We start from the raw sequence: 26,894 nt of genomic DNA, 5'->3' as shown, positions 1-26,894 counted from the left end.
CGTGCCTCAGAGCCGTTCCTTTGCGGGGCTTTGAGGGTTGAGTATTATGAAGTCCGTTACCGTATGCGCCGCCGTCGCCCTGGGTCTGGGCGCTGTTTCACCCGTGTGGGCGCAGGAGGCCGAGGCCCCCGCGCCGGGCCCGATCGAGGTCATCCGCGCGACCGACGCCACCCTGACCTGCGCCGCTGTCTCCGAAGAAGCCGCCCAGCTCAGCGAGGCGATGGGGGGTGAACCGGCCGGTGGTCTGTTCGGCCGCCTCGGCGGCGTTGTCCGCGCCGGAGCCGCGATGATTATTCCCGGCGCGGGGCTGGCGATCGCGGGCGCCGACGCCCTGACCGCGTCCGATCGCGAACGCAAGGAGGCCGAGGCCACGGCGGTCCGGCATCGCTGGTACTATCTGAACGGCCTTTATGCGGGCCAGCGCTGCCAGGCCGCCTCCGACGCCGCGGGACCCACCCCGGCCACGCCCGCGGACGCGGCGCCGGTCGTGCCGGGGTCGTGAGGGGCACCGCTCCGCCGTCCCTACCCCTCCGTCACGGCGCGAAGCCGCGCCGCGCCACCTCCCCATCGCTTCGCGACAGGGAGGAGACGGAAACGCCATGACGCTGTGCTGGCAATCCACGGACTCATAGTCGGGCTGGCAAGAAAATACCCCACCGGATCAACCTCCTGACGGCGTCAGAAACTTTATCGTTAGTCGGGTTGGAGGCGGACTTATCCTTCTGCCCATCCCGTCGCGGGGGAGGGCGTCTGGCGCCAGGGCCATCAGCGTGCGGCGGGGTGTGATCGAGCGGGAAACGTCGTCCCGGAATCGTCGTCCGGACCCTTGCGCGGTGAAAACTGTGACTTGCGGACTATCGGTGGCGTGGGGGCGGCGGACTGCCCGGGAGCTGAGAAACCTTGGGGTCCGGAGGGCCTGGAAGCCTTCCGCCCGTCGGGGCTTACGACGGAAAGGGCTGAATGCGGCACAAAGGTCGGGGTGGGAAAATGCCACAAGCCCCGCGAGTCGCCATCAGAAGCCCGCCCCCGTCGGCTTGCGTGAACCGGTCGCGCGGAGCGAAGGCGGCGACGCCGAAAACACACTCACGGTCCCCGTAACGCGAAAGCAGGGGGCCACATCAGGGTTCCGGGCCGGCCGCCCGCGCTCCGCCACCTCCCCGTCCCTTTCCGGCCCCGGGCCGGAGAGCGCTTCAGCCTGCGCGTTCTCCCTCCCCCGAAGTGGGGAGGGATGTCGACGCGAAGCGGCGACAGGGTGGGGAACGCCAGTCCCGCACCGCCGGCGCCCGGCTTCGTCCTTCCCCACCCGGTCGCTTCGCGACCACCCTCCCCATGAAGGGGAGGGAGAACCGCGGCCCAACAAGGATTGCGATGACGCATGTCCGGAATCAGCGCTCCCGCCAGCGACCGTTCGCCACGCCCCCCAATTCGGGAAACAATCATGCGGAAAAACAACGTCCTGACGCACGTCCGCACCGCCTTGACCTGCGGGGGTCGCGCCTATAGGTTCCGCGCCGAATTCAGACCCTCCTCGACGCCCGTCTTTCGACGTCAGCGGAGAGGCGCTGAGGCCCCTATGTCCCTTCCTCCGGAATCGCGCGAAGAGGCGATCAAACGCCTCACCGAAAGCGCATCCGATCTGGAGGCGCGCACCGCCCGGCAGATCTCTCACGAGGCGGCCGGTCAGGCGGCGGCGGGACAGGCCTGGAAGATCCTCGCCGATTTGTTCGGCGGCGTCTTCGTCGGTCTGGCGATCGGCTTCGGGATCGACCGGTTCGCCGGCACGACGCCGTGGGGTGTGATTGGCGGCGTCCTTCTGGGCTTCGCCGTTTCGGTGTGGATGGCGTGGCGCACGGCGCAACGTCTGATGGCCGAAGCCAAACAGCATGGGGAGCCTCAGTCGGTTCCCTTCGACGACGACGAAGACCAGGGAGTCTGATCGCCCGATGGCCGATCCGCTACACCAGTTCCAGGTTACCCCCCTGCCGGGTCTCGACTTCGGCGAAGTGACTCTGCCCGTCGTCGGCACGGTGCATCTGGCCTTCACCAATTCGCACCTGGCGATGACCATCGCCTTCCTGCTGGTTGTCGGCTTCTTCCAACTGGTCACCGCGGGCGCCAAGGTGGTTCCGGGCCGCGGTCAGGCCGCCGGCGAGACCCTGTTCGGCATGATCGACGGCATCGCCGACTCGATCATCGGCCATGACGGCAAGAAATATTTCCCGTTCGTCTTCACCGTCTTCACCTTCGTTCTGGCCATGAACCTGCTGGGCCTGTTCCTCAGCTTCACCGCCACCTCCCAGCTGGCCGTCACCGCCACCTTCGGCGTCATCACCTTCGCCCTGGTCGTGGTGATCGGCATCATGAAGAACGGCTTCAAGTTTCTCGGCCTGTTCTGGCCCACCGGCGCGCCGCTGTTGATGCGCCCCGTCGTGGGCCTGATCGAGTTCTTCTCCTTCCTGCTGCGCCCCCTGACCCTGACCCTTCGTCTGTTCGGCAATATGATGGGCGGCCACGTCGCCCTGAAGGTGTTCGCCGGCTTCGTCGTGACCTTGGGCGGCATGGCCGCCGCGGGCGGCTGGGGCTTGCTGGGCATTCCGGGCGCCGCGCTTTCCCTCAGCCTGGTCACCGCCCTGACCGCGCTGGAGTTTCTGGTGGCCTTCCTCCAAGCCTTCGTCTTCGCCGTGCTGACCTGCGTCTACCTGAATGACGTGGTCAACCTGGGCGACCATCATTAACCCACCCGTTTTTTTCCAACCAACCAACACTCACAGGACTTGAACACCATGGTTGATCCGCAAATCGCCGCCGCCAACGCAGCCGCCATCGTCTCGGCCGGTAACGCCATCGGCGCTGGCCTGGCCATGACCGGCATGATCGGCGCCGGCATCGGCGTCGGCAACATCTTCGGCAACTTCCTGGCGGGCGCCCTGCGCAACCCGTCGGCCGCTGGTTCGCAGATCGGCAACCTGTTCGTCGGCGCGGCCCTGGCCGAGGCCCTGGGCATCCTGTCGTTCGTCATCGGCATCCTGCTCTGGACGTCGGCGAGCTGATTTCGTCCCTGCGAACGATGGGGCGGTGCGGTTCCGGCCGGATCGCCCCTCGTTCGCTGACTGACGTATCGACCGCACCAACTTCAGGCGACAGATGACCGTATCCGCTCAACCCGCAGTGACTCACGACACGCCCCCTTCGGTCGCCGTCGCGGACACGCACGCCTCGACCGAAGCCGCTCACGGCGAAGGCGGAGGCGGCCTGCCGCAGTTCGAGTTCCAGCACTGGTTCGGTCAGATCGTATATCTGATCATCCTGTTCGCCCTACTCTACTGGCTGATGGCCAAGGTCTTCGTGCCGCGTCTGCGCGGTGTCATCGACCAGCGCGCCGCCACCATCTCCGACGCCGTCTCGGCCGCCCGTCAGGTCCAGGCTGAGGCCGCCGGCCAGGCCGAAGCCGCCAAGGCCGAGGTCGAGGCCGCCCGCGCCTCATCCCGCTCGACGGCCGCCGCCGCCAAGGCCCGCGTCACCGAGGCCGCCAACGCCCGCGCCGCCGAGGAAGAAGCCGTCGTCAACGCCCGTATCGCCGAGGCCGAGACCGCCATCGGCAAGACCCGCGACGCCGCCATGACCAATGTCGCCTCGATCGCGTCGGATACCGCCGCCGCCATCGTCGAACGCCTCACCGGCAAGGCGCCCACCCCCGCCGAAGCCTCCGCCGCCGTGAAGGGCGCCGCCTGATGGAATTCTTCAACCCGCATCTCTACAGCCTGTCGAACCCCGAACTCTGGGTCGCCGCCGGCCTGTTCCTGTTCATCGGCCTGTGCGTGGTCGTCGGCGTGCCCAAACTGGTCGCCGGCCAGCTCGACGCCAAGGCCGCCAAAATCCAGTCCGAGCTCGACGAGGCCGCCCGTCTGCGCGCCGAGGCCGAGGCCCTCCTGGCCCAGATCCGCGCCGAAAAGGCCGAGGCCGAGGCCCAGGCCGCCGAGATGCTCGCCGCCGCCGAGGCCGACGCCCGCCTGATGGAAGTCGAGGCCAAGGCCAAACTCGAAGAGACCCTGGCCCGCCGTCAGGCCCTCGCCGAACGTCGCATCGCCCAAGCCGAGGCCCAAGCTGTCGCGGAGGTCAAGACAGCCGCCGCCGACCTCGCCGCCCGCGCCGCCGAACAGATCCTCGCCGCCCGTCTGGCCGGCCAGAAAGCCGACCCCCTGCTCGACGCCGCCATCGCCCAGATCGGCACACGGCTCAATTAAGCTGGGGCGCTAACGCTCGCGAACGCGGTCGCTCGCTGCTTGCGCGCGGGGCATGCGCGAAGCGCCAGGCCGCCCCCCGGGGTCCGACCTTCGGTCGGCCCGAGGACAGGCTCCGGGTCACAAGGCGGAGCCTTGTGACCGCGGCCCAACAACAAAGTCAGTGCGCCGGCGCGCCGGCGACGGGCGCATGCGCCCGCTTGTCCCGCTCGACCAGCCGCCCGTAGACGCTGCCCAGCACGATGCCGTAGACGGCGTGCGTGGCGATCATCCAGGCGAGGGTTCCGAAGCCCGCCTGCATGAAGAAGATGCCCACCGGCCGTCCTCCGAGAAGGCCGACCGCCGGAGCGACCGTCAGGCCCATGACGATGAAGGCCCCGACGGCGAACAGGATGCCCTTGGACTCCGGCGTATCCGTCGGCAGCTTCGGGCACAGAATCCCGAACAGCGGCCCCAGCACAAACGTCCCGACGAGGAAGTGAGCGACCCAGCCCGCCGCTATCATGTCAGGCATCTGCAACATGACCGAAAGCAGTCGGGGAAAACTGGCCGCCCAAGGCCCGAAATACAGATTGGCGGCTTCGAGCGCCGATACCGCGATGGTCGCGGCCAGACCGGCGATTACTCCCTTTTGTACGCGTGACATCATGACCGCAGCGCCTCCCAACGCTTGATATGGCTCAGACTACGCAGGGAGGAGCATACGCCTGCTGGGACCGGCGGCGTTCACTTTGCTGTGCTTCGCGGTTGCGAAGGGCGGTCGGCTTATTCGGCCGCGATGTTCGAGCCTTCCGGGGCGGTCCAGCGCAGCACCGGCGAACGGGCCGCCCGCGTCTCGTCCAGACGCTTCATCGGCGCGTGGAAGGGCGCGCCCTTGAACCGGTCGACCTCGCCGGCCTTCGCCGCTTCGGCCAAGGCCCGCATCGCATGGATGAAGCGGTCCAGTTCCTGCTTCGACTCCGTCTCGGTCGGCTCGATCAGCATGGCCCCGTGGACGACCAGGGGGAAATACATGGTCATCGGGTGGAAGCCCTCGTCGATCATCGCCTTGGCGAAGTCGAGCGTGGTGACGTCCGTGCCCTTCAGCCATTCGTCGTCGAACAGCGCCTCGTGCATGCACGGCCCGTCGGGGAAGGCGGGGCTCATCAGGTCCTGCAGGCGGGCCTTGATGTAGTTGGCGTTCAGCACCGCGTCCTCGGCGACTTGACGAAGGCCGTCCGAACCGTGGCTCATCATGTAGCTGAGGGCCCGGGTGTACATGCCCATCTGGCCCTGGAAAGCGCACAGCCGCCCGAAGGCCTGTGCGGCCTCATCCTCCTCGCGCTCGATCAGGCGGTAACCGCCGGCGTCATGCACCACCCACGGGGCCGGCGCGAAGGGGGCGAGCGCCGCCGACAGCACCACCGGACCCGCGCCCGGCCCGCCGCCGCCGTGGGGCGTCGAGAAGGTCTTGTGCAGGTTGATGTGCATCGCATCGACGCCCAGATCCCCCGGTCGCACCCGCCCGACGATGGCGTTGAAGTTGGCCCCGTCGCAGTAGAAATAGGCCCCCGCCTCATGCGTCAGGCGGCTGATCTCAAGGATGTCGCGCTCGAACAGGCCGCAGGTGTTGGGATTGGTCACCATGATGGCGGCGACGTCCGGTCCCAGTTTGGCGGCCAGATCGGCCACGTCGACGCGGCCGTCCTCGGTCTGGGCCACTTCGACGACGGTGTAGCCGACGAAGGCGGCCGTGGCCGGGTTGGTGCCGTGGGCCGAGGTCGGCACCAGCACCTTGCGGCGCTTCTCATGCTCGCCCGAAGCCTCATGGGCGGCGCGGATAGCCATGAGGCCGCACAGCTCGCCGTGGGCGCCGGCCTTGGGCGAAAGGGCCACGGCCGGCATGCCGGTCAGGGTCTTCAGCCAGTGCGCCAGCGTATCCATCAACTCCAGCGCGCCCTGCACGGTGCTGGTCGGCTGCAAGGGGTGGATGTCCGAGAAGCCGGGCAGTCGGGCGATCTTCTCGTTGAGGCGCGGGTTGTGCTTCATCGTGCACGAACCCAGCGGATAGATGGCCAGGTCGATGGCGTGGTTCTTCTGCGACAGGCGCACATAGTGGCGCATCGTCTCGGGCTCGGAGAGACCCGGCAGGCCGATCGGATCTTTCCGAACCAGATCGCCCAGATCAGAGCCGTCGGTCTTGGGCTCCGGCAGATCGACGCCGGTCTTGCCCCAGCCGTCGCTCTCGAAGATCAGGTGCTCGTTCTGCAGCAGGCCGCGCCCGCCGGTCAGGGTGGCGGGCCTGGACTCGACGCGGTTCGGCGTGGTCGGACGGCCGACGGTGTTCATGGTGCTCATGTTCCCGGATCCTTACGCGCAGACCTTGGCGAGCGCGCTCGCCATGATTTTGATGTCCGCGTCCATGGTCATCTCGGTGGCGGCGACCAGCAGGACATCGTCCATGCCGGCGTCGGGGGCCAAGCGGCTGTAGGGCACGCCGGTCAGGATGCGGTGCTGGGCCAGTTGCTCGACTACCTCGGCGGCGGACTTGGGCAGCTTCACGGCGAACTCGTTGAAGAATCGCGGGGTCAACACTTCCACGCCCGGAATGGCCGCCAACGCATCTCGCGTCGCCAGCGCCTTCTCGTGATTGAGCAGGGCCATCTTCCGCAGCCCCGTCTCGCCCAACAGGCTCATGTGGATGGTGAAGGCCAGGGTGCAGAGGCCCGAGTTGGTGCAGATGTTCGACGTCGCCTTGTCGCGGCGGATGTGCTGCTCGCGGGTCGACAGGGTCAGGACGAAGCCGCGCTGGCCGTCCGCATCCACGGTCTCGCCGGTCAGGCGGCCCGGCATCTGGCGGACCAGCTTTTCGCGGCAGGCGAACAGGCCGACGTAGGGGCCGCCGAAATTCAGGGCGTTGCCGATCGACTGGCCCTCGGCGGCGACGATGTCGGCCCCCATCTCGCCCGGCGACTTCAGCAGCCCCATCGACACGGCCTCGGTCACCACCACGATCAGCAAGGCCCCGGCGGCGTGGGCCGCCTCGGCGATCTTCGTCACGTCGGTGGCGGTGCCGAACACGTTCGGGGTCTGGACCACGACGCAGGCCGTGTCCGGGCCAATCCGGGCGATGACGTCGGCTTCGGCGTCGACGGCGGCGGGCAGGGCCTCGGTCTCCACACCGACGGCGTGAACCACGGTCTCGGTGGCCCGGACATAGTGCGGGTGCACCCCGCCCGAGATCACCGCCTTGTTGCGGCGGGTCACGCGGGTGGCCATCAGCACGCCCTCGGCCATGGCGGTCGAGCCGTCATAAAGGCTGGCGTTGGCCACCGGCATGCCGGTCAGGTTCGCGACCTGGGTCTGGAATTCGTACAGATACTGCAGCGTGCCCTGGGCGATCTCGGGCTGATAGGGGGTGTAGCTGGTCAGGAACTCCGAGCGCTGGATCACATGATCCACCGTCGCCGGGACGTGGTGCTTGTAAGCCCCTGCGCCGCAGAAGAACGGCACGGAGCCCGCCGAGGCGTTCTTCGCCGCCATGGCGCCGAGCGCCCGCTCGACCTCCAGCTCGCCGGCCACGCGCGGCAGGTCGACGAAGCCGTCGCGACGAGCGGCCTCGGGCACGTCCACGAACAGGTCGTCGATGGATTTCGCCCCGATGGCGGCGAGCATCGCCGTGCGGTCGTCGGGCGTCAGGGGGAGGTAGCGCATGATTCAGTTCACCTTGTCATCCCGGACAGCGCACAGCGCTGATCCGGGACGGGGTTCAGGCAGTCGATCCGTCCCGGTCGGCCCGAAGGGCTGAACCGGGACGAGGGTTGATGCGTCCGCGCTCGTCCCGGATGAGCTTCGCTCTCCGGGACTGGTGGGTTGTGGCGCGCACGCCGTCCCGGCTCTTCGCTTCGCTTCGGCCGGGATGACAAGGGCACGCTGTGAAACCTAGAGCGTGGTCAGGTACTGGTCGTACGCCGCCCGGTCCATCAGCCCATCGGTCGAGGCGTCCGTGACCTTGATCCTGGCGAACCAGCCTTCGCCTTCTGGGTCGGCGTTGACCGTCTCGGGAGCGGAGGCCAGGGCGGCGTTGCCCTCGATCACCTCGCCGGACACGGGCGCGTAGACATCCGAGGCCGCCTTGACGCTCTCGACGACGGCGAAGCTGTCGCCCCTGGAGACGGTCTTGCCGGCTTCAGGCGTCTCTACGAACACCACGTCGCCCAGCGCTTCCGCGGCGTGCTTCGAGATGCCGACCGTGGCGACGTCGCCGTCGAAGCGAACCCACTCGTGATCCTTGGAGAAATGCATCGATCCGATCCTCAGGTTTTCGGTTTGCGATAGTAGCGTTGGGCGACGAAGGGCGTGGCGACGACCTCGGCGGCGGCGGGCTTGCCGCGCACGATGACCTTCAACTCGGTGCCCAGTTCGGCGAATTTCGGCGGCACATAGCCCATGGCGATGTTGCGGCCCAGCGTCGGCGACGGGCCGCCCGAGGTGACCGTTCCGACGACGTTTCCGTCCATGTCGGCGATCTCGGCGCCCTCACGGGCCGGGGCGCCTTCCTTGACGCTGAGGCCCACGCGAACCCGCGACGGGCCGTTGGCCAATTCGTTCAGGATGCGGGCGGCGCCATTGAAATCAGCGCGTTCCTTGCGGGACTTCGACAGGGCGAAGGTGAGCGCGCCCTCGACCGGGCTGGTCGTGGCGTCGATGTCGTGACCGTGCAGAGGCAGGCCCGCTTCGAGACGCAGGCTGTCGCGGGCGCCCAGACCGATCGGCTTGACGCGGGCGTCCTTCAAGATGGTGTTCCAGATGCGTTCGGCGTCGGCGTTCGGCACCGAAATCTCGTAACCGTCCTCGCCGGTGTAGCCTGAGCGGGAGACGAAGCAGTCGACCCCGAACAGCACCAGCCGGGCGCAGTCCATGAAGCCGAACTCGGCCAGCACCGGCTCATGTGCCACCATGACCTCGGCGGCCTCGGGCCCCTGGATGGCGATCAACGCGCGGTCGGACAGAACGGTCAGTTTCGCATCACCGGCCAGGTTGGCTTGCAGGAAGGCGAAGTCGGCGTCCTTGTTGCCGGCGTTGACCACGACATACAGGCCGTCGTGGTCGGGGCGGCCCGCCATCAGGTCGTCCAGGATGCCGCCCTCGGCGTTCAGCAGCAGGCTGTATTTCTGCCGGCCCGCTTTCAGGATCGCATAGTCGCCGGGCACGAACCGCTCGAACTGGGCCACGGCGTCCTCGCCGCTGATCCGGCATTGGCCCATGTGCGAGACGTCGAACAGGCCGGCGTGTTCGCGGGTCCAGCGGTGTTCGGCCAGCACGCCTTCGTACTGCACCGGCATGTCATAGCCGCCGAAGCCCACCATCCGGGCGCCCAGCGCGCGGTGCGCGGCGTTGAGGGGCGTGGTCTTGAGGGTTTCGTCGGTCATGTTCAGGCTCCACGGTCGCGTCTTGGGGCGGAAAGCTCCGCCGTCCTCGCGCCCCCGCTGTCCTGAAGCCTGAGAGATTCCGCCCCATCCCGGCTCGGCGCTGCGCACCGTCCGGGATGACAAGGCTTGCTCCGTCGGCGCGCCCATGAATCCCGGGAATGGGGAGCGACTTTCCAGCGTCCGTATGTCCTCGCGGTCCGTTTGCCTGAGCGTTTCCGGGGCGGTTGCGCCTTCGGCTCCGGGTACCTCGAAAGGCCCCGATCTCTCCCGCGAGAGCGAGCGGACCTAGGCCCCGACTCAAGGCCGGAGTCAAGCAGAGCCGAACGGAACTCCCCCATGCGAGGCCCGTCGTCAGCCCCATTTCCCTGACCCGACGGCCCCATTTCCATCCTCGACAAGATTTTCGGCACGGACGACGCCTCGCGCGACCAGCCGGCCAGGGGCGACCGGCCGGCTGGCATCCTTCGGCGGCAAAGCCGGTCGAGACCCTGAGCGCCCGGGAGGCGCGGCTTCAACCGACGCCGACCGATGCAGTCAAGGCGCTGGTCGGCCAAGGCGGAGTCCCGCGATCTGACAGACGGGACATGACAGGTGTGTTCACGGCAGGTTCAGGCCCGGAGACCAAATTGGGGAGTTCTGGTCACAAGGAGTATCGACCATGAAGTACCGTCTCTTGTTTGCCGCCGCTGCCGCCGCCCTGACCATCCCGGCGACGACGGCAGCCGCCCAAAGCTGGTCGGACATTCTCGGCGCCGTTGTTCAGGCGCAGGCGAATTCAGGCTACAACAACCAGTACGGCGACTACCGCGACCCGTATCGCCGCGTTTCGCAGGGTCAGGCCATCCGTATCGCCCGGAGTCAGGGCGTCCAGGTCCGATCCGCGGTTCAGCGCGGCAACGGTTATGATCTGGTTGGGCGTGACAGCAACGGCGCCCGTGTCACCCTGAGGGTCGATGCCCGCACGGGCCAGATCGTCCGCTTCGACCGACAGTCGGATTACCGCCGCGATGATCGCTGGGACCGCGACGATCGCCGCCATGACCACGACCGGCGCGATCATCATCGTGATCGCGATGGGGATGACGACGACGACGACGACGATTGATCTGGACCTCGGTCCGAAGCACGCGACCGCCGCCGGGCCTGAGGCCCGGCGGCGGCTTTCCCTCATCGCCCCGCGTAGGCGTCCAGTTCGGCGATACGCGCGGACTTGTCCTCGTCGGCCAGGAATGACCCCTCGAAACTGTTGCGCGCGATCCTTGTGACCTCCTCGCGCGTCAGTCCCACGGCCTGCGCCAACTGGCGGTAGTTCTCGTTCACGTAGCCGCCGAAATAGGCCGGATCGTCCGAGTTCAGGGTGACGTGCAGACCCCGACGCAACATCTCCGGCACGGGATGATCCTTGAGATCGTTCACCACGCAAAGCTTCAGATTCGACAGCGGGCAGACCGTCAACGTCATCTGTTCAGAGACGAGGCGTTGGATCAGGCTCTCATCCTCCATCGAGCGGTTGCCGTGGTCCATCCGGTCGATGTGCAGCAGGTCCAACGCCTCATGAATATAGGCGGGGGGACCTTCCTCGCCGGCATGGGCGCACAGCTTCAGACCCAATTCGCGGGCAGCGGCGAAGACCCGTTCGAACTTGGACGGCGGATGGCCTACCTCTGACGAATCCAGTCCGACGCCGACGAAATGGTGCAGATATGGCGTGGCGGCCTCAAGGGTGGCGAACGCCTCCTGTTCGGTCAGGTGGCGCAGGAAGCTGAGGATCAGGCTTGAGGACACGCCCAGTTCGGCCCTCGCCCGGTCCATGCCGGCGATAAGTCCCTCGACCACGACGCCGAGCGGCACGCCCCGGTCGGTGTGAGTCTGCGGGTCAAAGAATATCTCGGCGTGGCGAACATTGTCGGCCGCTGCGCGCTGGAAATAGGCGAACGCCAGATCCTCGAAGTCGCGCCGCGTCAGCAGCACATTCGCCCCGGCGTAGTAGATGTCGAGGAAGTCTTGCAGGTTCGAAAAATCGTACGCCGCGCGTACCGCCTCGACGCTGTCGAACGGAATGGCCACGCCGTTGCGCCGCGCCAGTTCGAACATCAGCTCGGGCTCGAGCGAGCCCTCGATATGCAGGTGCAGCTCCGCCTTGGGCAGGCCGGCGATATAGGCGTCGAGCGACATGGGTGGGCTCCCTGCTGAGGCGCCCAGTCTAACCTACATCCGCTCCGGCGTGTCGATACCGAGCAGGGTCAGCGCCGTTTCCAACTGGTCCAGCGCCGCCTTCGACACAGTCAGTCGCGAGCCCTTGGTGGCGTCGTCGGGCGCGATCAGCACCGGGCAGGCGGCGTAGAATTTTGAGAAGCTCTGCGCCAGCCGGTAGGCGTGTTCGGCGATGACGTGCGGCATCCGCTTGTCATAAGCCTCGGCCACAGCCTGGGAGAAGGCGTCCAGCGTCAGGGCCAGGTCGCGTTCGGCGGGCTCGGCGATGACGATGGGGCCGGGCGTTGCCCCCTGATCGGCGCCCTTGCGCAGCAGGGATTTGATCCGCACCGCCTGGTACAGCAGATAGGGCCCGGTCTTGCCCTCGAAGCTCATGAAACGGTCGAGGTCGAAGACGTAGCTGGTGGTCCGGCTGTTCGAGAGGTCGGCGAATTTCAGCGCCGCCACCGCCACCTTGTGGGCGATGGCCTCGAACTCGGCCTCGGGCAGGTCGTCGCCCAGCTTCGCCTCATGTAGCCGCTCGCGCGCCTTGTCGACGGCCATGGTGATCAGGTCGTGCAGCTTCAGCACCCCGCCTGCGCGGGTCTTGAAAGGCTTGCCGTCCGGCCCGTTCATGGTGCCGAAGCCGAGGTGGTCCAGCGAGCCCTCGGCCGCATACCCGGCGAGGTATGCGGCCCGGAACACCTGTTCGAAATGCTCAGCCTGGCGCTCGTCGACCACGTAGAGGATCAGGTCGGGGTCGATGGCCTTGCGGCGGTCCAGGATGGTGGCGAGGTCGGTCGTGCCGTACATGGCCGACCCTTCCGAGCTGATCACCAGTAGCGGCGGCGGGCTGGGCGCCTCCATGACCGATCCGTCGGCCAGTTTGCGTTTCCGCGTCTCGCCGGGTCTGGCGACGTGGACCACCCGGGCGCCGTCGTCCTCGACCAGCAGGCCGGTCGCCTCCAGATGGGCGATCATCTCGGCCATCACCGGATCGGCGTCGCTCTCGCCGTTCCACAGGTCGAAGGTCACGCCGAGGGCGCCGAACTCACGCTCCAACGCTGTGCGGCTGACGGCGACGAAATGGGCCCACAGCGCGCGGTATCCGGGACGTCCGCTCTGGAGTTCCGCCGTCGCCTTGCGGGCGCGGTCGCGGAAGGCGGGGTCTTCCTTGGCCATGGCCGCGGCGGCCGGATACAAGCGTTCGAGATCCTCAAGCGAGACCGGGCTTTCGGCCGGGAAGGGACCGTCGCCTTCGATCAGGAAGCCGTCGGCCTTGCCCTCATCGCCGACGGCGACGATCAGCAGGCCCATCTGGAAGCCCCAGTCGCCGAAATGGGCGTCGCCCCAGACGGTGTCGCCCCGGAAGCGGAAGATGCGCTTCAGGCTCTCGCCGATGATCGAGCTACGGAGGTGGCCGACATGCATCGGCTTGGCCACGTTCGGGCCGGCGAAGTCGATGACGACCTTGCGCGGCGATTCGACCAGCGACGCGCCGGCGTGCCCGGCGTCAGTGGCGACCTCTGCGGCGCGGGCCGTCAGTGCGGCGTCGGCCAGCTTCAGATTAATGAACCCTGGCCCGGCCACCTCGACCGAGGAGAGGCGAGCGTCATCCTTCAGCCGTTCGGCGACGCGGGTCGCGAGTTCGCGCGGATTGGCCTTGAGCGCCTTGGCGGCGGCGAGGGCGCCGTTGGACTGGAAATCGGCCAGGTCCGGACGGTCCGAAGTCGTGACCCGGCCCAGGGCGGCGTCCACGCCTTCGGCGGCGAAGGCGGCTCCGACCGCTTCGCCCAGAACAGTCCTGAGATCGGTCATTTACTGCGCCGGCGGCTGGGCGGCGCCGGTCCCGGCGTTGACGCGGAAGCGGTTGCCGTTGCGATTGAACTCGGCCATCGCGGGCGTGACTTCGAAACCGACCAGGACTTCAAAATGGTCGCCGCTGGTGGTCGATTCGGCGCGCGGGATGACGATGGTCTGGTCCTGGGTGACAGTCGCCGTGGTCGCCCCGTCGAAACTGACCGGCAGGTCGAAATATTCCTTGGCCAGAACTGCGCGGTTCCGCTCGGTCACGGCGATCCAGTAGCGATAGGTGCGGCCGTCGCCCTGTGCCTGCGGGCCACGGCCGAGGTTGAACTGCACCCGGGTCTGGACCGTGATCGGTTGATCCGACTGATACGCGCAGTCGGAGACCAGACCCTCGATCTCGCCGGTGAAGCCGACGTTGGCCATGGTCACCCGGTCTCCGGTCAGTTCGACATAGCGGGCCGCGTCGTACAGCACCTTCACATAGGGGCAGGGGCCGGCGGCGGCGCTGCGACGCAACGGGGCTATGCGCGGCGTGCGCGGCGCGCTGTCCTGGTCGCCGGCTTCCTGGCCCTGGCCGGGTCGCTGACCCTGGCCGGGACCCTGACCGGGGCGGCCCTGCTGGCCCTGCGGGTACTGGGCGTTGGCGCCCGTGGGAAGGAGTACGACCGACACGGCTGCGGCGGCGAGGGCCGAGGCCAGGGAAACCTTGAGGACGCGACGCATCGAATATTCTTCCGGAAACGAGGAGGTGCGGCGACAGCCCGACGCGGGGCGCACGCTGGTTGCTGATAGCGGCTAAACCGAGGCGCGGCAAACCCGCGCGAGCCTAAAGCGTGGTGGCGAGGATGGCCTCGAACGACTAGGTTCCGCCCATGACCCTTCACGCGCCTGTCCGGCCGCCCGAGAAGCCTTCCCTGACCGTCCGTCTGGCCACGCCGCGAGGCTTCTGCGCCGGGGTCGACCGGGCGATCCAGATCGTCGAGCGGGCTATCGAGAAATACGGCGCTCCCGTCTATGTGCGGCACGAGATCGTCCACAACCGCCATGTCGTCGAGCGCCTGAAGTCCATGGGCGCAGTTTTCGTCAAGGAACTGGACGACTGCCCCGACGACCGGCCAGTGGTTTTTTCGGCCCATGGCGTGCCCAAGTCCGTCCCGGCGACGGCCCGGGCGCGCGAGATGCTGTACCTCGACGCAACCTGCCCGCTGGTTTCCAAGGTTCATGTCGAGGCGGAGCGCCATCACGCCGCCGGCCGACACATCATCCTGATCGGCCATGCGGGCCACCCGGAAGTCGTCGGCACCATGGGTCAACTGCCGTCGGACGCCATCAGTCTGATCGAGACAGTCGCGGAGGCCGAGGCCTTCCAGCGGCCGGGCGACGCGCCCCTGGCCTACGCCACCCAGACCACATTGTCGGTTGATGACACGGCGGAAATCCTCGCCACGCTGAAGCGCCGCTTCCCCGAACTGCCCGACCCGCACAAGGAAGACATCTGCTACGCCACCACCAATCGTCAGGAGGCGGTCAAGCGGCTGGGTCAGGGCTGCGACCTTGTGTTGGTGGTCGGATCGAAGAACTCGTCGAACTCTGTCCGGCTGGTCGAGGTGGCGATGCGGGCCGGGGCTAGCGACGCCCGGCTGGTGGACGACGCCGATCAGGTCGACTGGTCGTGGATGGAGGGCGTCTCGACGCTCGGGATCACCGCCGGAGCCTCTGCGCCGGAGCGGCTGATCGAGGAACTGGTCGATGCTGTGCGGGCCCGCTTCGACGCCGAGGTGATTGAGGATGCGGGGGAACGCGAGACCGTGACCTTCAAACTGCCCCGGGTTCTGACGGTCTGAGCGGGCCTCAATGCCCGACGCGGTCCGCGCTAGCTCTGCGCGTTTTTACACAGCCTCGACCCGTTGCGAACTCATGCTATCGACGGTTGGCGTCCATCCATTCAGCCGCATTCCATGTTGCTCCACGCGTTCCGAGGTTGTGGGCGGTGAAACTGGCGTCATCGGTCCGGACGAGAGCGACCATGCGTTCTCCGGCAACCAAATGGTCCCGAGCCTGATGTTCGATCACGTCCAGAACGGCGTTGGCGAACAAGGCGTCCTGCGCGGCAATGAGGTGGTAGCTCTCGAAAGCGAAGGCCACGGCAAGTGAAGGAGGAAACTCCATGTGGCGCAAGCCGTCGTTCAACGCATCGAGATTGCCGGTCCATGGCGAATAGCCGAACTGCTTCTCCCAACCCAGAGCGTCGCCGAAGTCGGCGGTGAACTGGTCGATGGTCGCGCATTTGATCGCGACGACGTTGTAGTCGAGAGACAAGAGGTCGGCCTTCGCGCTTTCGAACAGATGCTTCCTCCAAAACAGCGTCGTCGCTCCGTGTCTCAGAAAAGGCCAGTCGGCGCGGTCCTCGACATTGCTCTCCGTCATCCCGATTCCTTCGCTACCTGCGCCTCTAATTGACCACCATCCGCGTCCGCCCACCACCCGTTGCCGACAATCGGCAGGACGGCCGAGCATGAGTAAGACGCTCAGGCTTCGCACCACATCGCCCCACCCCACCTTGCGCAAGCGGAGCCTTTGCCGTTCGCTGGCGTTGAAGCTGCTCACCACGGGACACCTCCATGCGCCGCATTCGCACAGCCTGCACCGCCGTTTCGGCCCTCGCCCTGTTCGCGGCGGCGGCCTGTTCTCCGGAGGCCGAGGCGCCGCCGGAGCCCGTCACGCCCTCGCCGGCGCCCGCCGGAACGCCCGCCCCGCCGGTCAGCTATGCCTGCGAAAGCGGTCAGTCGGTCACCGTCGCCTATCCGGATACGGCGACCGCCCTGCTGACCTACAAGGGACAGAGCTACGCCCTGCGCACGGTCCAGTCGGCCTCCGGCGCCCGCTACGCCGGATCGGGTCTGGAATGGTGGAGCGCCACCCGCGACGGCTCGGAGAGCGCCACCCTCAGCCGGCTCGGCCCCAATGGGGATGTCGGCGTGGCGGTGCTGGAACGCTGCAGCCGTCCGTCGTCGGGACCTGTCGCGCCAGGACCGGTTCCCGGACCACAGCCCGCGCCGGGCGGCGTCCTGCCCGCCTCGGCCCCGTGCCGGGGGCCGCAGCTGAAACTGTCCGCGGACGGGGGCGACGCGGGGGCGGGCAACCGGGTCTCGATCCTCGGCGTCCAGAACCTCGGCACCCAGGCCTGCAGCCTGACCGGCTATCCGACGGTGGTGCTTCAGGATCGTCAGGGCCGCAATCTGACGGCTATTCGCGCCGACCAGACGCCGGGCAGCTATTTCCGGCAGGGTCAGGCTCCGACGCCGGTCGAGCTGGCGCCGCAGGGCAAGGCGTTCTTCGACATCGCCTGGAATGTCGTGCCGAACGAAGGAAACGGCGAGACGGTCTGCCCGTCCGCGGCGCGTATTCGCATGACCGCCCCCGGCGACACCTCCCCGGTCTCGCTGGCCCAGGCCTTCACCCTCTGCGGCGGGCGCATCCGGGTCAGTCCGTTCCGCCCGGTGGCCAAGCCGGCCCCCGTACCGGCCCCGTCGACCTCGACTTAGCGCGAGGGGGTTCAAACCGGGGCGGAAACGGCGTAGCGGAGCGCGCATGACAGCCAGTTTTCATGACCGCGTCCGCGCGGAACTCGCCGACATCGACGCCCAGGGCCTGACCAAGCCCGAACGGATCATCGCCTCCCGCCAGGGACCGGTGATCAGGGTCGGCGGCCGGGACGTCCTCAATTTCTGCGCCAACAACTATCTCGGCCTCGCCGGCGACGAGCGGGTGACCCGGGCGGGGATCGAGGCGCAGCAAGAATGGGGCGCGGGCACAGCCTCGGTCCGCTTCATCTGCGGCACGCTGGAAATCCACAAGGAGCTGGAGCGGGCCGTCGCCGACTATCTCGGCTTTGAGGACACCATCCTGTTCGCCGCCGCCTTCGACGCCAACGGCGGCATCTTCGAGCCGCTGTTCGGCGCCGAGGACGCCATCGTCTCCGACAGTCTGAACCACGCCTCGATCATCGACGGCGTTCGGCTGTGCAAGGCCAAACGCTACCGTTTCGCCAATTCCGACATGGATGACCTTGAGGCCCAGCTGAAACAGGCCCGGGCCGACGGCGCGCGCGAGATCGTCATCGCTACCGACGGCGCCTTCTCGATGGACGGCTATATTGCCCGACTGAAGGACATCCGGGCGCTGGCGGACAAGTACGACGCCCTCATCATGGTCGACGACTGCCACGCCACCGGCTTCCTCGGCCCGCAGGGGCGCGGCTCCTACGCCCACCACGGGGTCGAGATCGACTTCCTGACCGGCACCTTCGGCAAGGCGCTGGGCGGGGCAATGGGCGGCTTCATCTGCGCGACGTCCGAAGTGGTGGCCCTGCTGAAACAGCGGGCGCGGCCCTATCTGTTCTCCAACGCCCTGGCCCCCGCCGTCTGCGGGTCCAGCCTCGAGGCCATCCGCATCGCCGGCGGCGACGAGGGGGACGCCTTGCGCAAACAGCTGTTCGCCAACGCCGTCCGCTACCGCGCCGCCATGACCGAGGCCGGCTTCACCTTGCTGCCGGGCGAGCATCCGATCATCCCGGTCATGCTGGGCGACGCGAAACTGGCCCAGGACTTCGCCGCCCGTGCGCTGGAGCTCGGCGTCTACGTCATCGGCTTCAGCTTCCCCGTCGTGCCGCGCGGCCAGGCCCGCATCCGCACCCAGATGTCTGCGGCGCACACCTTCGAACAGATTGATCAAACGGTCGCGGCGTTCATGACGGCCGGACGCGAATTGGGAGTTATTTGATGACCGACACCATGAAAGCCCTGGCCAAGACCAAGCCCGGCGTGGGCCTGGAGCTGATCGACGCCCCGATCCCGGTCGCGGGTCCCGAGGACGTGCTGATCCGGGTGCATCGCACCGCCGTCTGCGGCACCGACATCCACATCTGGAACTGGGATGAGTGGAGTCAGAAGAACGTCCCGGTGCCGATGATCACCGGCCATGAATTCGCCGGCGAGATCGTCGCTATCGGCAAGGACGTGGATCGCCGTCTGAAAATCGGCCAGCGCGTCTCGGCAGAGGGCCACGTTATCGACCTGAACTCCGAAGCAGCCCGCGCGGGCCATTTCCATCTCGATCCCGCGACCAAGGGCATCGGCGTGAACCGCCAGGGCGCCTTCGCCGAATTCGTGGTCGCGCCGGCCTTCAACGTCATCGAACTGCCCGACGACGTGCCCTATGAGATCGGCTCGATCCTCGACCCGTTCGGCAACGCCGTGCACACCGCGCAGCAGTTCGACCTGCTGGGCGAGGATGTTCTGGTCACCGGCGCGGGGCCCATCGGCATGATGGCCGCCGCCGTCGCCCGCCACGCCGGCGCCCGCACCGTGGTGCTGACCGACATCAACGACTTCCGCCTCGAGCTGGCCCAGAAGGTCGCGCCCGGCGTGCGGACGGTGAACACCACGCGCGAGGATCTGAAGGACGTCATGCACGAGCAGGGCCTCAAGGTCGGCTTTGACGTGGCGCTGGAGATGTCGGGCTCGCCGATCGCCTTCAAACAATGCGTCGATACCCTGATCATGGGCGGAGGCATGGCCCTGCTGGGGATTCCGTCGAAGCCAATGGAGACGGACTGGGGCGCGATCATCCTCAAGGCCCTGACGATCAAAGGCGTTTATGGGCGCGAGATGTTCACGACCTGGCGCAAGATGCTGGGCCTGCTGAAAGCCGGCCTCGACCTGCAGCCGCTGATCACCCACCAGATGAGCTATGACCGCTATCAGGAGGGCTTCGAGGCCATGCGTTCGGGTCAGTCGGGCAAGGTCGTGCTCAACTGGGACAAGGCGGCCTGAGGGACGGCCGCAATGGTCGCCCGTCCCATCGTGATGTTTCTGGAAGGCGAGGGGACGGACGCCTGTGGCCGCACCGTGTTCGAAGTCCTCGCCATGAACGACGTCGCCCTGGAGCGGACGCATGACTTTATCCAGTGGCTGTTCCCCTTGCCGGAGCCATCGGCCGCTGTGCCCGGCTCGCCGGTGCTGGCGCCGGGCGACATTCAGGCTATTCGCCTATCCGAACTGGCGCCGATCGCCCTCGCCGGCGCGACCGATCGCATGGCCGCCTTCTACCAGACGACCCACGACTGGCTGATGCCGAACGATCACAATCACCACCGTATAACCCGGATCATCCGCTCGCTGCGCCTGTTGCAGGGCGACGAAGCGGCCGACGCTTTCCGGGACGCGATTCTGGAGCGGGTCGAGGCGACGCGAGCGCCCGTCAGCGCCCGCAGCCGCGGCTACTGGGCGACGGCCTGAGGGATCAGGCCGCGGCGTCTTTCGCCGCCGTCGCCTTGAAGACGATCAACGCGAACAGGGCCATGCCCAGGACAACGAGGCTGGTGCTGATGCCCATGGCGGGGCCCAGCAGCGACATCAACGGCGCATAGGCCAGCAGCAGGACCGCGATCGACGGCATGAAGATCAGGAAGCCGATCACGGCCACCCAGAAATGCAAAGTCGGCAGCCAGCCGCGCCCGGCCGCGGGCTCGGCCCGGTAAAACAGACCGTAGAGAAACATCCATACGCCGCCGAGCAGATTGACGTGCACGTGCAGGCCGCCCAGTTCGTGGTGACCGGACATCCCCATCCACCAGCCCAGAGAAACGCCGCAGAGGATAATGACCGCGCCGAGGCGCAGGAAAATGTTCGACAGGTTCATGACGGTGTTCCCCCGTGGCGCCCCTCCGGCGCCCAATTCGTAACGAGGTTATATCAGGATCGACCCGGGTCAAGCAGTCGGATTTGAACCTTCGCGGGCCAGGCGCCGGCGCCCCGATATCAGGCGATCGAGGGTTTCGCTGCGGCGCGGACCGCCGGTTCCCCTTGACCCGCGGACCGCACCGCGAGAGGGCAGGGCGATGAACTATCGTCACAGCTTTCACGCCGGAAATTTCGCCGACATCGTCAAACACGCCCTGCTGCTCTGGCTGCTGGAGCGGCGGCAGGCGCAGGGGCCGGTCAGCGTGATCGACACCCATGCCGGGGCAGGCCTGTATGACCTCACCGGCGACGCCGTGCGGTCGAGGGAGGCCGAGGCCGGCATCGCCCGGTTGATGGCCGCCGCCGACCGGCCGCCGCTGATCGAGGCGCTGGCGGTCGAGGCGGCCCGGCTCAATCCGGGTGGGGGCGTAACCGTCTATCCGGGGTCGCCGTTGCTGATCGCCGGACGGCTGGGCGACGACGACCGCTATGTCGGTTTTGAACTGCATCCGCCGGTGCTGGACCTGCTGACCGAGGCGCTGGAGGCGTTTCCGCAGGCCATGGCCCAGGGGGGCGACGGCTATGACCAGGCACAGGCCTGGGCGGCGGAGGCGACCGGCGCGTTCGTACTCATTGATCCGCCCTTTGAACAGCCGGACGACTACAACCGCGCCGCCGATACGGCCGCCGCCATCGCCCGGGCCGATCCGCGCGCCACCGTCGCCATCTGGACCCCGCTGAAGGACATGGAGACCTTCGACGGCTTCCTGCGCCGGCTGGATCAGGCGGGGATCAAGCGGATGCTGGTCGCCGAGGCGCGGCTGAGGCCGTTGACCGATCCGATGAAGATGAACGGCTGCGCGGTGGTGGTGTTGAACCCGCCGCCGGGCGCCGAGGCGGCGGCGAACGAGGTCTGCGGCTGGGTCGCCGCGACGCTCGGCGGCGACGGAGCCCGGTCCGAGGTGTGGATGACGGGGTGAAGCCGACGGCATCCGCCGGCGTCGGGGACCGTCCGCCTCCACCGCTGCGCGGTCCCCCTCCCCCTTCGCGGGAGGAATGCTATTCGATGACCTCGCCCGCCTCATAGAGGTGCGGCGCGAAGGTGGCGATGGCCATGATCGGCTCCATCGCGGCATTGATGGCCGGACTGCGGGCCATGGTCTTCCAGTCCTCGCGGGAGCGCCAGACGGCGTGCACCGCCGCCACCTTGCCGTTGAGGCCGCGATGCAGGGTGGCCGAAATGAAGCCCTCGGCCTCGCGCTGGGTCCGGACCATGACGGCGAGCAGCTCCATCAGCGTGTCCAGCTGTTCGGGATTGCAGGTGTAGACGTTGATCAGGACGACCGGATCGGAGGCGGCTTGTGTCATGGCGCGCCCATAGCCGATTGCCCTTCCGCCGTCTTGCGCGAACGCCCATATCGGTCGGGACGAGGAGACCTGAATGACCCGAATCGCGATTCTGGAGACCGGCGCCCCGCCGCCGGCGCTGGCCGCCGCCCACGGCGACTATCCGGCCATGCTCCGTGAACTGCTGGGTCATGAGTTCGGGTTCGAGACCTCCGACGTCCAGGCGGGCGAGTGGCCGGACGCGGGGGCGTTCGACGCCGCGATCATCACCGGCTCGGCGGCGGGGGTCTATGAGACCGACGCCTGGATCGCCGGGTTGCTGGACTGGATCCGGGAGGCGAAGGGCCGGACGAAACTGGTCGGCGTCTGTTTCGGCCATCAGGCCATGGCCCAGGCGCTGGGTGGCCGGGTCGAGAAATCGGACCACGGCTGGGGCGTCGGCCTGCACCGCTATCAGGTGGTCTCGCCCGAGCCGTGGATGAACCCGGCCGCCGCGGCCGTCGCCCTTCCCGCCTCGCATCAGGATCAGGTGGTCGAGAAGCCGGCCGACGCCCGCGTTCTGCTGCGCAGCGATTTCACGCCCTTCGCGGGGCTGGCGTGGGGCGACGACGCGATCAGTTTTCAGGCCCATCCTGAGTTCACGCCGGCCTTCGCCACCGCGCTGACGGCGGGCCGGCACGACCGGATCGATCCGGCGCTGGTCGAGCGGGCCGTGGATAGTCTCAAGGCGCCGGATGATCGGGCGATGATGGGCCGGTGGATCAGGGCGTTCATTGAGGCCCAAACATAATCCGCTCATCCCGGCTTTCGCGGGATGAAAATTGTTCACGGCCACTTCACCACGGGCGGCATTGAGCTGAGAATCGACTCGACGTTGCCGCCGGTCTTGAGGCCGAACATGGTGCCGCGGTCGTAGAGCAGGTTGAACTCGACATAGCGGCCACGCCGGACCAGCTGTTCCTCGCGCTCTTCGGCGGTCCACGGCTCGCCCATCCGTCCGCGCACGATGCCCGCATAGGCGTCGAGAAACTGCGTGCCGACGTCGCGGGTGAAGGCGAAGTCACGGGCCCGGTCGCCGCTGTCGTGATGGTCGTAGAATATTCCGCCGGTGCCGCGCGGCTCGTTGCGGTGGGGCAGCCAGAAATACTCGTCGCACCAGGCCTTGAACTTCGCGTGCCAGTCGGGGTCGTGGGCGTCGCAGGCGGCCTTCATCGCGGCCTGGAAGGCGACGGTGTCCGGCGCGTCCGGGCGGCGGTCGATGTCCAGCACGGGGGTCAGGTCGGCCCCGCCGCCGAACCAGCTTTTCGTGGTGGCGATGAAGCGGGTGTTCATATGCACCGCCGGTACGCGCGGGCTGACGGGGTGCGCGATCAGGCTGATGCCGGTGGCGAAGAAGCGCGGGTCCTCGGCGGCGCCGGGGACGGTCCTGGCATAGTCGGCAGGGAAGGTCCCGTGCACGGTCGAGACATGGACGCCGACCTTTTCGAACAGCCGACCGTTCATCATCCCCATGACGCCGCCGCCGCCCTCAGCGCGGTCCCAAGCGGTGCGCACGAACCGGCCGTGCTCACCGGGGAACAGGTCGGCAGGGGCTTCGTCCTCAAGCGTCTCGAAGGCTGTGTGGATGCGGTCGCGCAGGCTCTCGAACCAGGCGCGGGCTTCGGCCTTCCGGGCTTCCAGGGTGAGGTCGTCGGGGGTGGTCATGGCGCGTCCTGTAATGGGTCTGCTCTCCGGGGAGAAGACATGGGTCTTCGCCGCCGGGACTCCGTCGGTTGAGATGGGAAGGGCCGGCGGAGCGCCGGGCGCGAAGCCCGGAGATCGTTGGGAGATTGTGTTTCGGCTTCGCAACGTCGCTCCGCACGAGATGTCTGACCGGGAGCTGTCGGCCTGAAAGGCAGTGGTGAACTCCCTCAGGGCCAGCGACGCTGTGGACGCCTTGCCGACATGGCCTCCGGCGGGCGGGTCGGAGTCTTGCGAACCGTTCGTCCGGGCGGCTCCGCCGCCCGTTCCTCCACCCCGGAACGGCGCGGGTTCCCTGCCCGTCGCCCTTCACGCTCGGCCTATGCTCGCCCCACGGGGGCTCGCGACTTGAGGCCGGGCTGTGGGGGCCTACGCTCGCCGCGCGGCGGCTCGCTGCTTGAGGCCCGGAGGCGCTCGCGATCCGCTGCGACGAAGGTTCGACCCCCTCCCGCTCATCCCGTTCCCGCCGCGACAAGATCGCAAGGCCCTGCGCCCCTCCCTGCGACGGAACGAGGGGGAGTCTAGGACGGGGGCTACCTATGGCGGGCTGGGGACGCTGTATTTTCTGGAAGGTGGGCGGAATCAGCAAGTTGGCGGCGCGGAATATGCTGACAATCGGCGGATTGTGAGCAGAGCGTCCCTTCTCCCCTTGAGGGAGAAGGTGGGCGGCGAAGCCGCTCGGATGAGGGGGCTGTTCCGGCAGGCAGGCAGGTGGGCGCAGCGGCTTAACGGACAGATGGGTGTCTCACCCCTCATCCGGCCCTCCGGGCCACCTTCTCCCGCAAGGGGAGAAGGAAGTCTGGGCCTCTACGCCCGGAATGACGATAGCGGGAGGGAGTGGCGCTCCTCACACGGCCTTGCCTTCGCTGGTTCCTCTGCCACTGTCCGCCGTCGTTCTTTCCGGGAGCCCGCCATGATCCGCACCATCCTTCTGACCACTGTCGCCGCCGCCCTGATGGCCGGTCCCGTTCTGGCCCAGGCGCCGGACACGGCGGGTGAGGCGAGGGCCCGGCGGATTCTCGAGCGGACGCCGCTGATCGACGGGCACAATGACCTGCCGTGGGCGCTGCGCCAGAACCACGGCAATGATCCCCATGCCGTCGATCTGACCGCCAACCTCGACGCATCGACCGAACTGCACACCGACATTCCGCGCCTGCGGGCCGGCGGCATGGGCGGCCAGTTCTGGTCGGTCTATGTGCCCGCCACCCTGACCCCGCCCGATGCGGCGGTGGCGACCTTCGAACAGATCGACACGGTCAAGCGGCTGGTCGCCGCCCATCCGGACGTGTTCGAGCTGGCGACCACCGCCGACGACATCCAGCGCATCCACCGCCGCGGCCGGATCGCCAGCCTGATCGGCATGGAGGGCGGCTATTCGATCGACGACTCGCTCGGCCTGCTGCGCGAGTTCTTCGACGCCGGCGCGCGCTACATCACCCTGACCCACAGCAAGACGACCACATGGGCCGACAGCGCCACCGACGCCCCGAAATGGGGCGGGCTGTCGCCGTTCGGCGAGGATGTGGTCCGCGAGATGAACCGGCTGGGGATGATGGTCGATCTGAGCCACGTCTCGGAGGAGACCATGCTGGACGCCATGCGGGTCTCGGACGCGCCGGTGATCTTTTCCCACTCCTCGGCGCGGGCCGTGACCGCGCATCCACGCAATGTGCCCGACAGCGTGCTGCGTCAGCTGCCGCAGGACGGGGGGGTGGTGATGGTCACCTTCGTGCCGGGCTTCGTCTCCGAGACGGTGCGGACCTGGAACAGCGCCAGGTCGGCCGAGGACGCGCGGCTGAAGTCGCTCAACCCTGGCGCTCCGGCGGCGGTGACGGCAGGGCTGGCGACCTGGACGACGGCGCATCCGGAACCGGTCGCCACGATCGCGGACGTGGTGGCCCACATCCAGCACGTCCGTGACGTGGCCGGCATCGACCATGTCGGCCTCGGCGGCGACTATGACGGCGTCGATTCCCTGCCGGTCGGGCTGGAGGGGGTGGACGCCTATCCCCGCCTTCTGGCCGCGTTGATGGCCAACGGCTGGACCGAGGCAGATATCCGTAAACTGGCGGGCGAGAACGTGCTGCGGGTCATGCGGGCGGTGGAGGCGACGGCGGCGAGCAAGCGGGGCGAGAGGCCGGGGCTGGCCCAGCTGCCGGCGACGGGGGCTCCGGAGTAGAATCTGGTCCCTTCTCCCGCAAGGGCAGAAGGGAAGATTGACTCAGCGCTTCGTAGACCGCGATGCCAGCGCTTACCGCTAGATTGAGCGACCGCGCTTCGGGCCGGATCGGAATCACCACCCGGGCGTCGGCCGCCGCGTGCACGAAGTCCGGGGCGCCGGACGGCTCGCTGCCGAACAGCAAGGTATCGTCGGGCCGGAAGACGAATTCATTGAGCGGCGTCGCCCCCTTGGTCGTGAACAGGACCAGCCGTCCGGGGCCGCGGTCGCGCTGGAAGGCGTGCCAGTCGGCGTGCCGCGTCATATGGCCCAGCGGACCGTAGTCCAGGGCGGCGCGCTTCATCGCCCGGTCGTCGAAACGGAAGCCGGCGGGCTCGATGATGTGCAGTTCCACGCCGAAACAGGCGCTCAAACGGATGCAGGCGCCGACGTTCTGGGGAATGGCCGGTTGAAAAAGGGCGAGACGCATTCTAAGGCCCTCATACGCGCGGCCCGGAGGCTTGTCGCGGCTCGAATTGCGACTGTTTCTCAACAAGCAGTGCGACTTGCGGCGATGCGCCGCAAAGCCGGGCCGGGCGAGATTTCCGGGAAGTCGCTAAAGCATCCATGCCGTGATCGACCGGGCCCCGACGGGTCCGGAACGCGGCGTACGAGGAGTAAGACGTGGCCGAATCGGTCGTGACTGAGAACGGTGAGGGCGGCGACGCCACCCGTCGGGACTTCATCCATATCGCGGCCGGCGCTGCCGCCGTTGGGGCGGCGGGCATGATGGCCTGGCCGCTGATCAATTCGATGAACCCGGCCGCCGACACCCTGGCGCTGGCGTCGATCGAATTCGACATGACCAAGGTCCAGGAAGGCCAGCAGGTCGTCATCAAATGGCAGGGCAAGCCGGTGTTCGTGCGCTATCGCACCCCGGCCGAGCTGCAGCGGGTCATCGCCGACAACAATGCGCGCGACCTGAAGGAACCCCAGACCGACGCCGACCGCACCAAGCCCGGTCACGAGCCGTATCTGGTCGTGCTGGGCAGCTGTACCCACCTGGGCTGTATTCCAACCTTCGGCACGGGCGATTTCGGCGGCTGGTTCTGCCCCTGCCACGGTTCGCACTACGACGCCTCGGGCCGCATCCGTAAGGGCCCCGCGCCCAAGAACCTCGTCGTGCCGGAGTACGCTTTCCTCTCCGACACCCGCATCAAGATCGGCTGAGGGCGAGACCGATGAGCGA

Annotated in this window: 28 protein-coding genes, 1 pseudogene and 1 riboswitch; of the genes and pseudogenes, 16 read left to right on the top strand and 13 right to left on the bottom strand. The window is 67.7% G+C overall.

Annotated elements, in window-relative coordinates; all coding sequences use genetic code 11:
• The first annotated feature begins 46 nt into the window (after positions 1-46).
• The 6 genes from Q8K49_RS09805 to Q8K49_RS09780 all read left to right on the top strand — a co-directional run bounded on the left by Q8K49_RS09805 (position 47) and on the right by Q8K49_RS09780 (position 4,244).
• Positions 47-502 (top strand): hypothetical protein, encoded by a 456-nt coding sequence (locus Q8K49_RS09805; RefSeq protein ID WP_305305663.1) that lies wholly within the window; start codon positions 47-49, stop codon positions 500-502.
• Positions 503-1,573: 1,071 nt separating this feature from the next.
• Positions 1,574-1,936, top strand: a complete 363-nt coding sequence (locus Q8K49_RS09800; RefSeq protein ID WP_305305662.1) for an AtpZ/AtpI family protein — start codon at positions 1,574-1,576, stop codon at positions 1,934-1,936.
• Positions 1,937-1,943: 7 nt separating this feature from the next.
• A complete protein-coding gene (locus Q8K49_RS09795) occupies positions 1,944-2,735 on the top strand; it encodes a F0F1 ATP synthase subunit A (protein WP_305305660.1) in 792 nt (263 codons plus the stop codon).
• Between the two features lie 48 nt (positions 2,736-2,783).
• Positions 2,784-3,050, top strand: a complete 267-nt coding sequence (locus Q8K49_RS09790) for a F0F1 ATP synthase subunit C (RefSeq protein WP_298098723.1) — start codon at positions 2,784-2,786, stop codon at positions 3,048-3,050.
• A 94-nt stretch (positions 3,051-3,144) separates the two neighbouring features.
• Positions 3,145-3,732: a hypothetical protein gene (locus tag Q8K49_RS09785; RefSeq protein WP_305305655.1), complete on the top strand. Its 588-nt coding sequence runs from the start codon at positions 3,145-3,147 to the stop codon at positions 3,730-3,732.
• Positions 3,732-4,244, top strand: coding sequence for a F0F1 ATP synthase subunit B (locus Q8K49_RS09780; RefSeq protein ID WP_305305654.1), 513 nt, complete (start codon positions 3,732-3,734; stop codon positions 4,242-4,244). The genes Q8K49_RS09785 and Q8K49_RS09780 overlap by 1 nt, the downstream gene beginning before the upstream one ends.
• A 157-nt stretch (positions 4,245-4,401) precedes the next feature.
• Here Q8K49_RS09780 and Q8K49_RS09775 read toward each other — a convergent pair whose 3' ends face one another.
• The 5 genes from Q8K49_RS09775 to gcvT all read right to left on the bottom strand — a co-directional run bounded on the left by Q8K49_RS09775 (position 4,402) and on the right by gcvT (position 9,652).
• The gene (locus tag Q8K49_RS09775) at positions 4,402-4,890 is read right to left on the bottom strand and encodes a DUF6789 family protein (protein WP_305305652.1); all 489 of its coding nucleotides are present in this window, start codon (positions 4,888-4,890) and stop codon (positions 4,402-4,404) included.
• A gap of 116 nt (positions 4,891-5,006) precedes the next feature.
• A complete protein-coding gene (gene gcvPB, locus Q8K49_RS09770) occupies positions 5,007-6,578 on the bottom strand; it encodes an aminomethyl-transferring glycine dehydrogenase subunit GcvPB (protein WP_305305651.1) in 1,572 nt (523 codons plus the stop codon).
• Positions 6,579-6,590: 12 nt separating this feature from the next.
• Positions 6,591-7,934, bottom strand: a complete 1,344-nt coding sequence (gene gcvPA / locus Q8K49_RS09765) for an aminomethyl-transferring glycine dehydrogenase subunit GcvPA (RefSeq protein WP_305305649.1) — start codon at positions 7,932-7,934, stop codon at positions 6,591-6,593.
• Between the two features lie 228 nt (positions 7,935-8,162).
• Complete coding sequence (gene gcvH / locus Q8K49_RS09760) at positions 8,163-8,525, bottom strand: glycine cleavage system protein GcvH (protein WP_305305647.1); 363 nt, start codon at positions 8,523-8,525, stop codon at positions 8,163-8,165.
• An 11-nt stretch (positions 8,526-8,536) separates the two neighbouring features.
• On the bottom strand, positions 8,537-9,652 hold the full coding sequence (gene gcvT, locus Q8K49_RS09755) for a glycine cleavage system aminomethyltransferase GcvT (RefSeq protein WP_305305646.1): 1,116 nt from the start codon (positions 9,650-9,652) through the stop codon (positions 8,537-8,539).
• Positions 9,653-9,835: 183 nt separating this feature from the next.
• A riboswitch (glycine riboswitch) is annotated at positions 9,836-9,932 on the bottom strand.
• A gap of 378 nt (positions 9,933-10,310) precedes the next feature.
• Here gcvT and Q8K49_RS09750 point away from each other — a divergent pair.
• Positions 10,311-10,757, top strand: a complete 447-nt coding sequence (locus Q8K49_RS09750; protein WP_305305645.1) for a hypothetical protein — start codon at positions 10,311-10,313, stop codon at positions 10,755-10,757.
• 62 nt (positions 10,758-10,819) lie between these two features.
• Here the strand turns inward: Q8K49_RS09750 and Q8K49_RS09745 are convergent, their stop codons facing one another.
• From Q8K49_RS09745 to Q8K49_RS09735, 3 genes are read right to left on the bottom strand one after another with little or no spacing between them, the layout of a single operon-like run.
• On the bottom strand, positions 10,820-11,827 hold the full coding sequence (locus tag Q8K49_RS09745) for an adenosine deaminase (protein WP_305305643.1): 1,008 nt from the start codon (positions 11,825-11,827) through the stop codon (positions 10,820-10,822).
• 33 nt (positions 11,828-11,860) lie between these two features.
• Positions 11,861-13,663 (bottom strand): arginine--tRNA ligase, encoded by a 1,803-nt coding sequence (gene argS / locus Q8K49_RS09740; protein ID WP_305305641.1) that lies wholly within the window; start codon positions 13,661-13,663, stop codon positions 11,861-11,863.
• Positions 13,664-14,377, bottom strand: a complete 714-nt coding sequence (locus Q8K49_RS09735; protein ID WP_305305638.1) for a Tat pathway signal sequence domain protein — start codon at positions 14,375-14,377, stop codon at positions 13,664-13,666.
• Between the two features lie 149 nt (positions 14,378-14,526).
• Between Q8K49_RS09735 and ispH the strand changes: the two genes are divergently transcribed.
• A complete protein-coding gene (gene ispH / locus Q8K49_RS09730) occupies positions 14,527-15,498 on the top strand; it encodes a 4-hydroxy-3-methylbut-2-enyl diphosphate reductase (RefSeq protein ID WP_305305637.1) in 972 nt (323 codons plus the stop codon).
• A 76-nt stretch (positions 15,499-15,574) separates the two neighbouring features.
• Here the strand turns inward: ispH and Q8K49_RS09725 are convergent, their stop codons facing one another.
• Positions 15,575-16,261 (bottom strand): hypothetical protein, encoded by a 687-nt coding sequence (locus Q8K49_RS09725; protein WP_305305636.1) that lies wholly within the window; start codon positions 16,259-16,261, stop codon positions 15,575-15,577.
• Positions 16,262-16,275: 14 nt separating this feature from the next.
• Between Q8K49_RS09725 and Q8K49_RS09720 the strand changes: the two genes are divergently transcribed.
• The 4 genes from Q8K49_RS09720 to Q8K49_RS09705 are packed head-to-tail and all read left to right on the top strand — an operon-like array spanning position 16,276 to position 19,953.
• The gene (locus Q8K49_RS09720) at positions 16,276-17,199 is read left to right on the top strand and encodes a DUF4232 domain-containing protein (protein ID WP_305305634.1); all 924 of its coding nucleotides are present in this window, start codon (positions 16,276-16,278) and stop codon (positions 17,197-17,199) included.
• Between the two features lie 46 nt (positions 17,200-17,245).
• Positions 17,246-18,436: a glycine C-acetyltransferase gene (locus Q8K49_RS09715; RefSeq protein WP_305305633.1), complete on the top strand. Its 1,191-nt coding sequence runs from the start codon at positions 17,246-17,248 to the stop codon at positions 18,434-18,436.
• An 11-nt stretch (positions 18,437-18,447) separates the two neighbouring features.
• A complete protein-coding gene (tdh, locus tag Q8K49_RS09710; RefSeq protein ID WP_370867764.1) occupies positions 18,448-19,488 on the top strand; it encodes an L-threonine 3-dehydrogenase in 1,041 nt (346 codons plus the stop codon).
• 12 nt (positions 19,489-19,500) lie between these two features.
• The gene (locus Q8K49_RS09705; RefSeq protein WP_305305629.1) at positions 19,501-19,953 is read left to right on the top strand and encodes an opioid growth factor receptor-related protein; all 453 of its coding nucleotides are present in this window, start codon (positions 19,501-19,503) and stop codon (positions 19,951-19,953) included.
• Positions 19,954-19,957: 4 nt separating this feature from the next.
• On the opposite strand, the gene Q8K49_RS09700 is transcribed toward Q8K49_RS09705, so the two are convergent.
• A complete protein-coding gene (locus Q8K49_RS09700) occupies positions 19,958-20,356 on the bottom strand; it encodes a hypothetical protein (RefSeq protein ID WP_305305628.1) in 399 nt (132 codons plus the stop codon).
• A gap of 199 nt (positions 20,357-20,555) precedes the next feature.
• On the opposite strand from Q8K49_RS09700, the gene rlmJ reads away from it, so the two are divergent.
• Positions 20,556-21,377 (top strand): 23S rRNA (adenine(2030)-N(6))-methyltransferase RlmJ, encoded by an 822-nt coding sequence (gene rlmJ, locus Q8K49_RS09695; RefSeq protein ID WP_305305626.1) that lies wholly within the window; start codon positions 20,556-20,558, stop codon positions 21,375-21,377.
• A gap of 79 nt (positions 21,378-21,456) precedes the next feature.
• Here rlmJ and Q8K49_RS09690 read toward each other — a convergent pair whose 3' ends face one another.
• The gene (locus Q8K49_RS09690; RefSeq protein WP_305305624.1) at positions 21,457-21,765 is read right to left on the bottom strand and encodes an antibiotic biosynthesis monooxygenase; all 309 of its coding nucleotides are present in this window, start codon (positions 21,763-21,765) and stop codon (positions 21,457-21,459) included.
• A 73-nt stretch (positions 21,766-21,838) separates the two neighbouring features.
• Between Q8K49_RS09690 and Q8K49_RS09685 the strand changes: the two genes are divergently transcribed.
• Positions 21,839-22,534: a type 1 glutamine amidotransferase gene (locus tag Q8K49_RS09685; protein WP_305305623.1), complete on the top strand. Its 696-nt coding sequence runs from the start codon at positions 21,839-21,841 to the stop codon at positions 22,532-22,534.
• Between the two features lie 35 nt (positions 22,535-22,569).
• Here Q8K49_RS09685 and hemF read toward each other — a convergent pair whose 3' ends face one another.
• Positions 22,570-23,448, bottom strand: a complete 879-nt coding sequence (gene hemF / locus Q8K49_RS09680; RefSeq protein WP_305305621.1) for an oxygen-dependent coproporphyrinogen oxidase — start codon at positions 23,446-23,448, stop codon at positions 22,570-22,572.
• 949 nt (positions 23,449-24,397) lie between these two features.
• Between hemF and Q8K49_RS09675 the strand changes: the two genes are divergently transcribed.
• Positions 24,398-25,666 carry a dipeptidase gene (locus Q8K49_RS09675; protein ID WP_305305619.1) on the top strand — a complete coding sequence of 423 codons (1,269 nt, stop codon included), beginning with the start codon at positions 24,398-24,400 and terminating at the stop codon, positions 25,664-25,666.
• 22 nt (positions 25,667-25,688) lie between these two features.
• Here Q8K49_RS09675 and Q8K49_RS09670 read toward each other — a convergent pair.
• Positions 25,689-26,135 (bottom strand): annotated as a pseudogene (locus tag Q8K49_RS09670) (tRNA (cytidine(34)-2'-O)-methyltransferase); the annotation flags it as partial.
• Positions 26,136-26,329: 194 nt separating this feature from the next.
• On the opposite strand from Q8K49_RS09670, the gene petA reads away from it, so the two are divergent.
• Positions 26,330-26,875, top strand: coding sequence for a ubiquinol-cytochrome c reductase iron-sulfur subunit (petA, locus tag Q8K49_RS09665; RefSeq protein ID WP_305305617.1), 546 nt, complete (start codon positions 26,330-26,332; stop codon positions 26,873-26,875).
• Positions 26,876-26,894: the final 19 nt, after the last annotated feature.

Source organism: Brevundimonas sp. (assembly GCF_030682035.1).
Classification (GTDB): Bacteria; Pseudomonadota; Alphaproteobacteria; order Caulobacterales; family Caulobacteraceae; genus Brevundimonas.
This window is presented reverse-complemented; position numbering and strand designations above follow the sequence as displayed.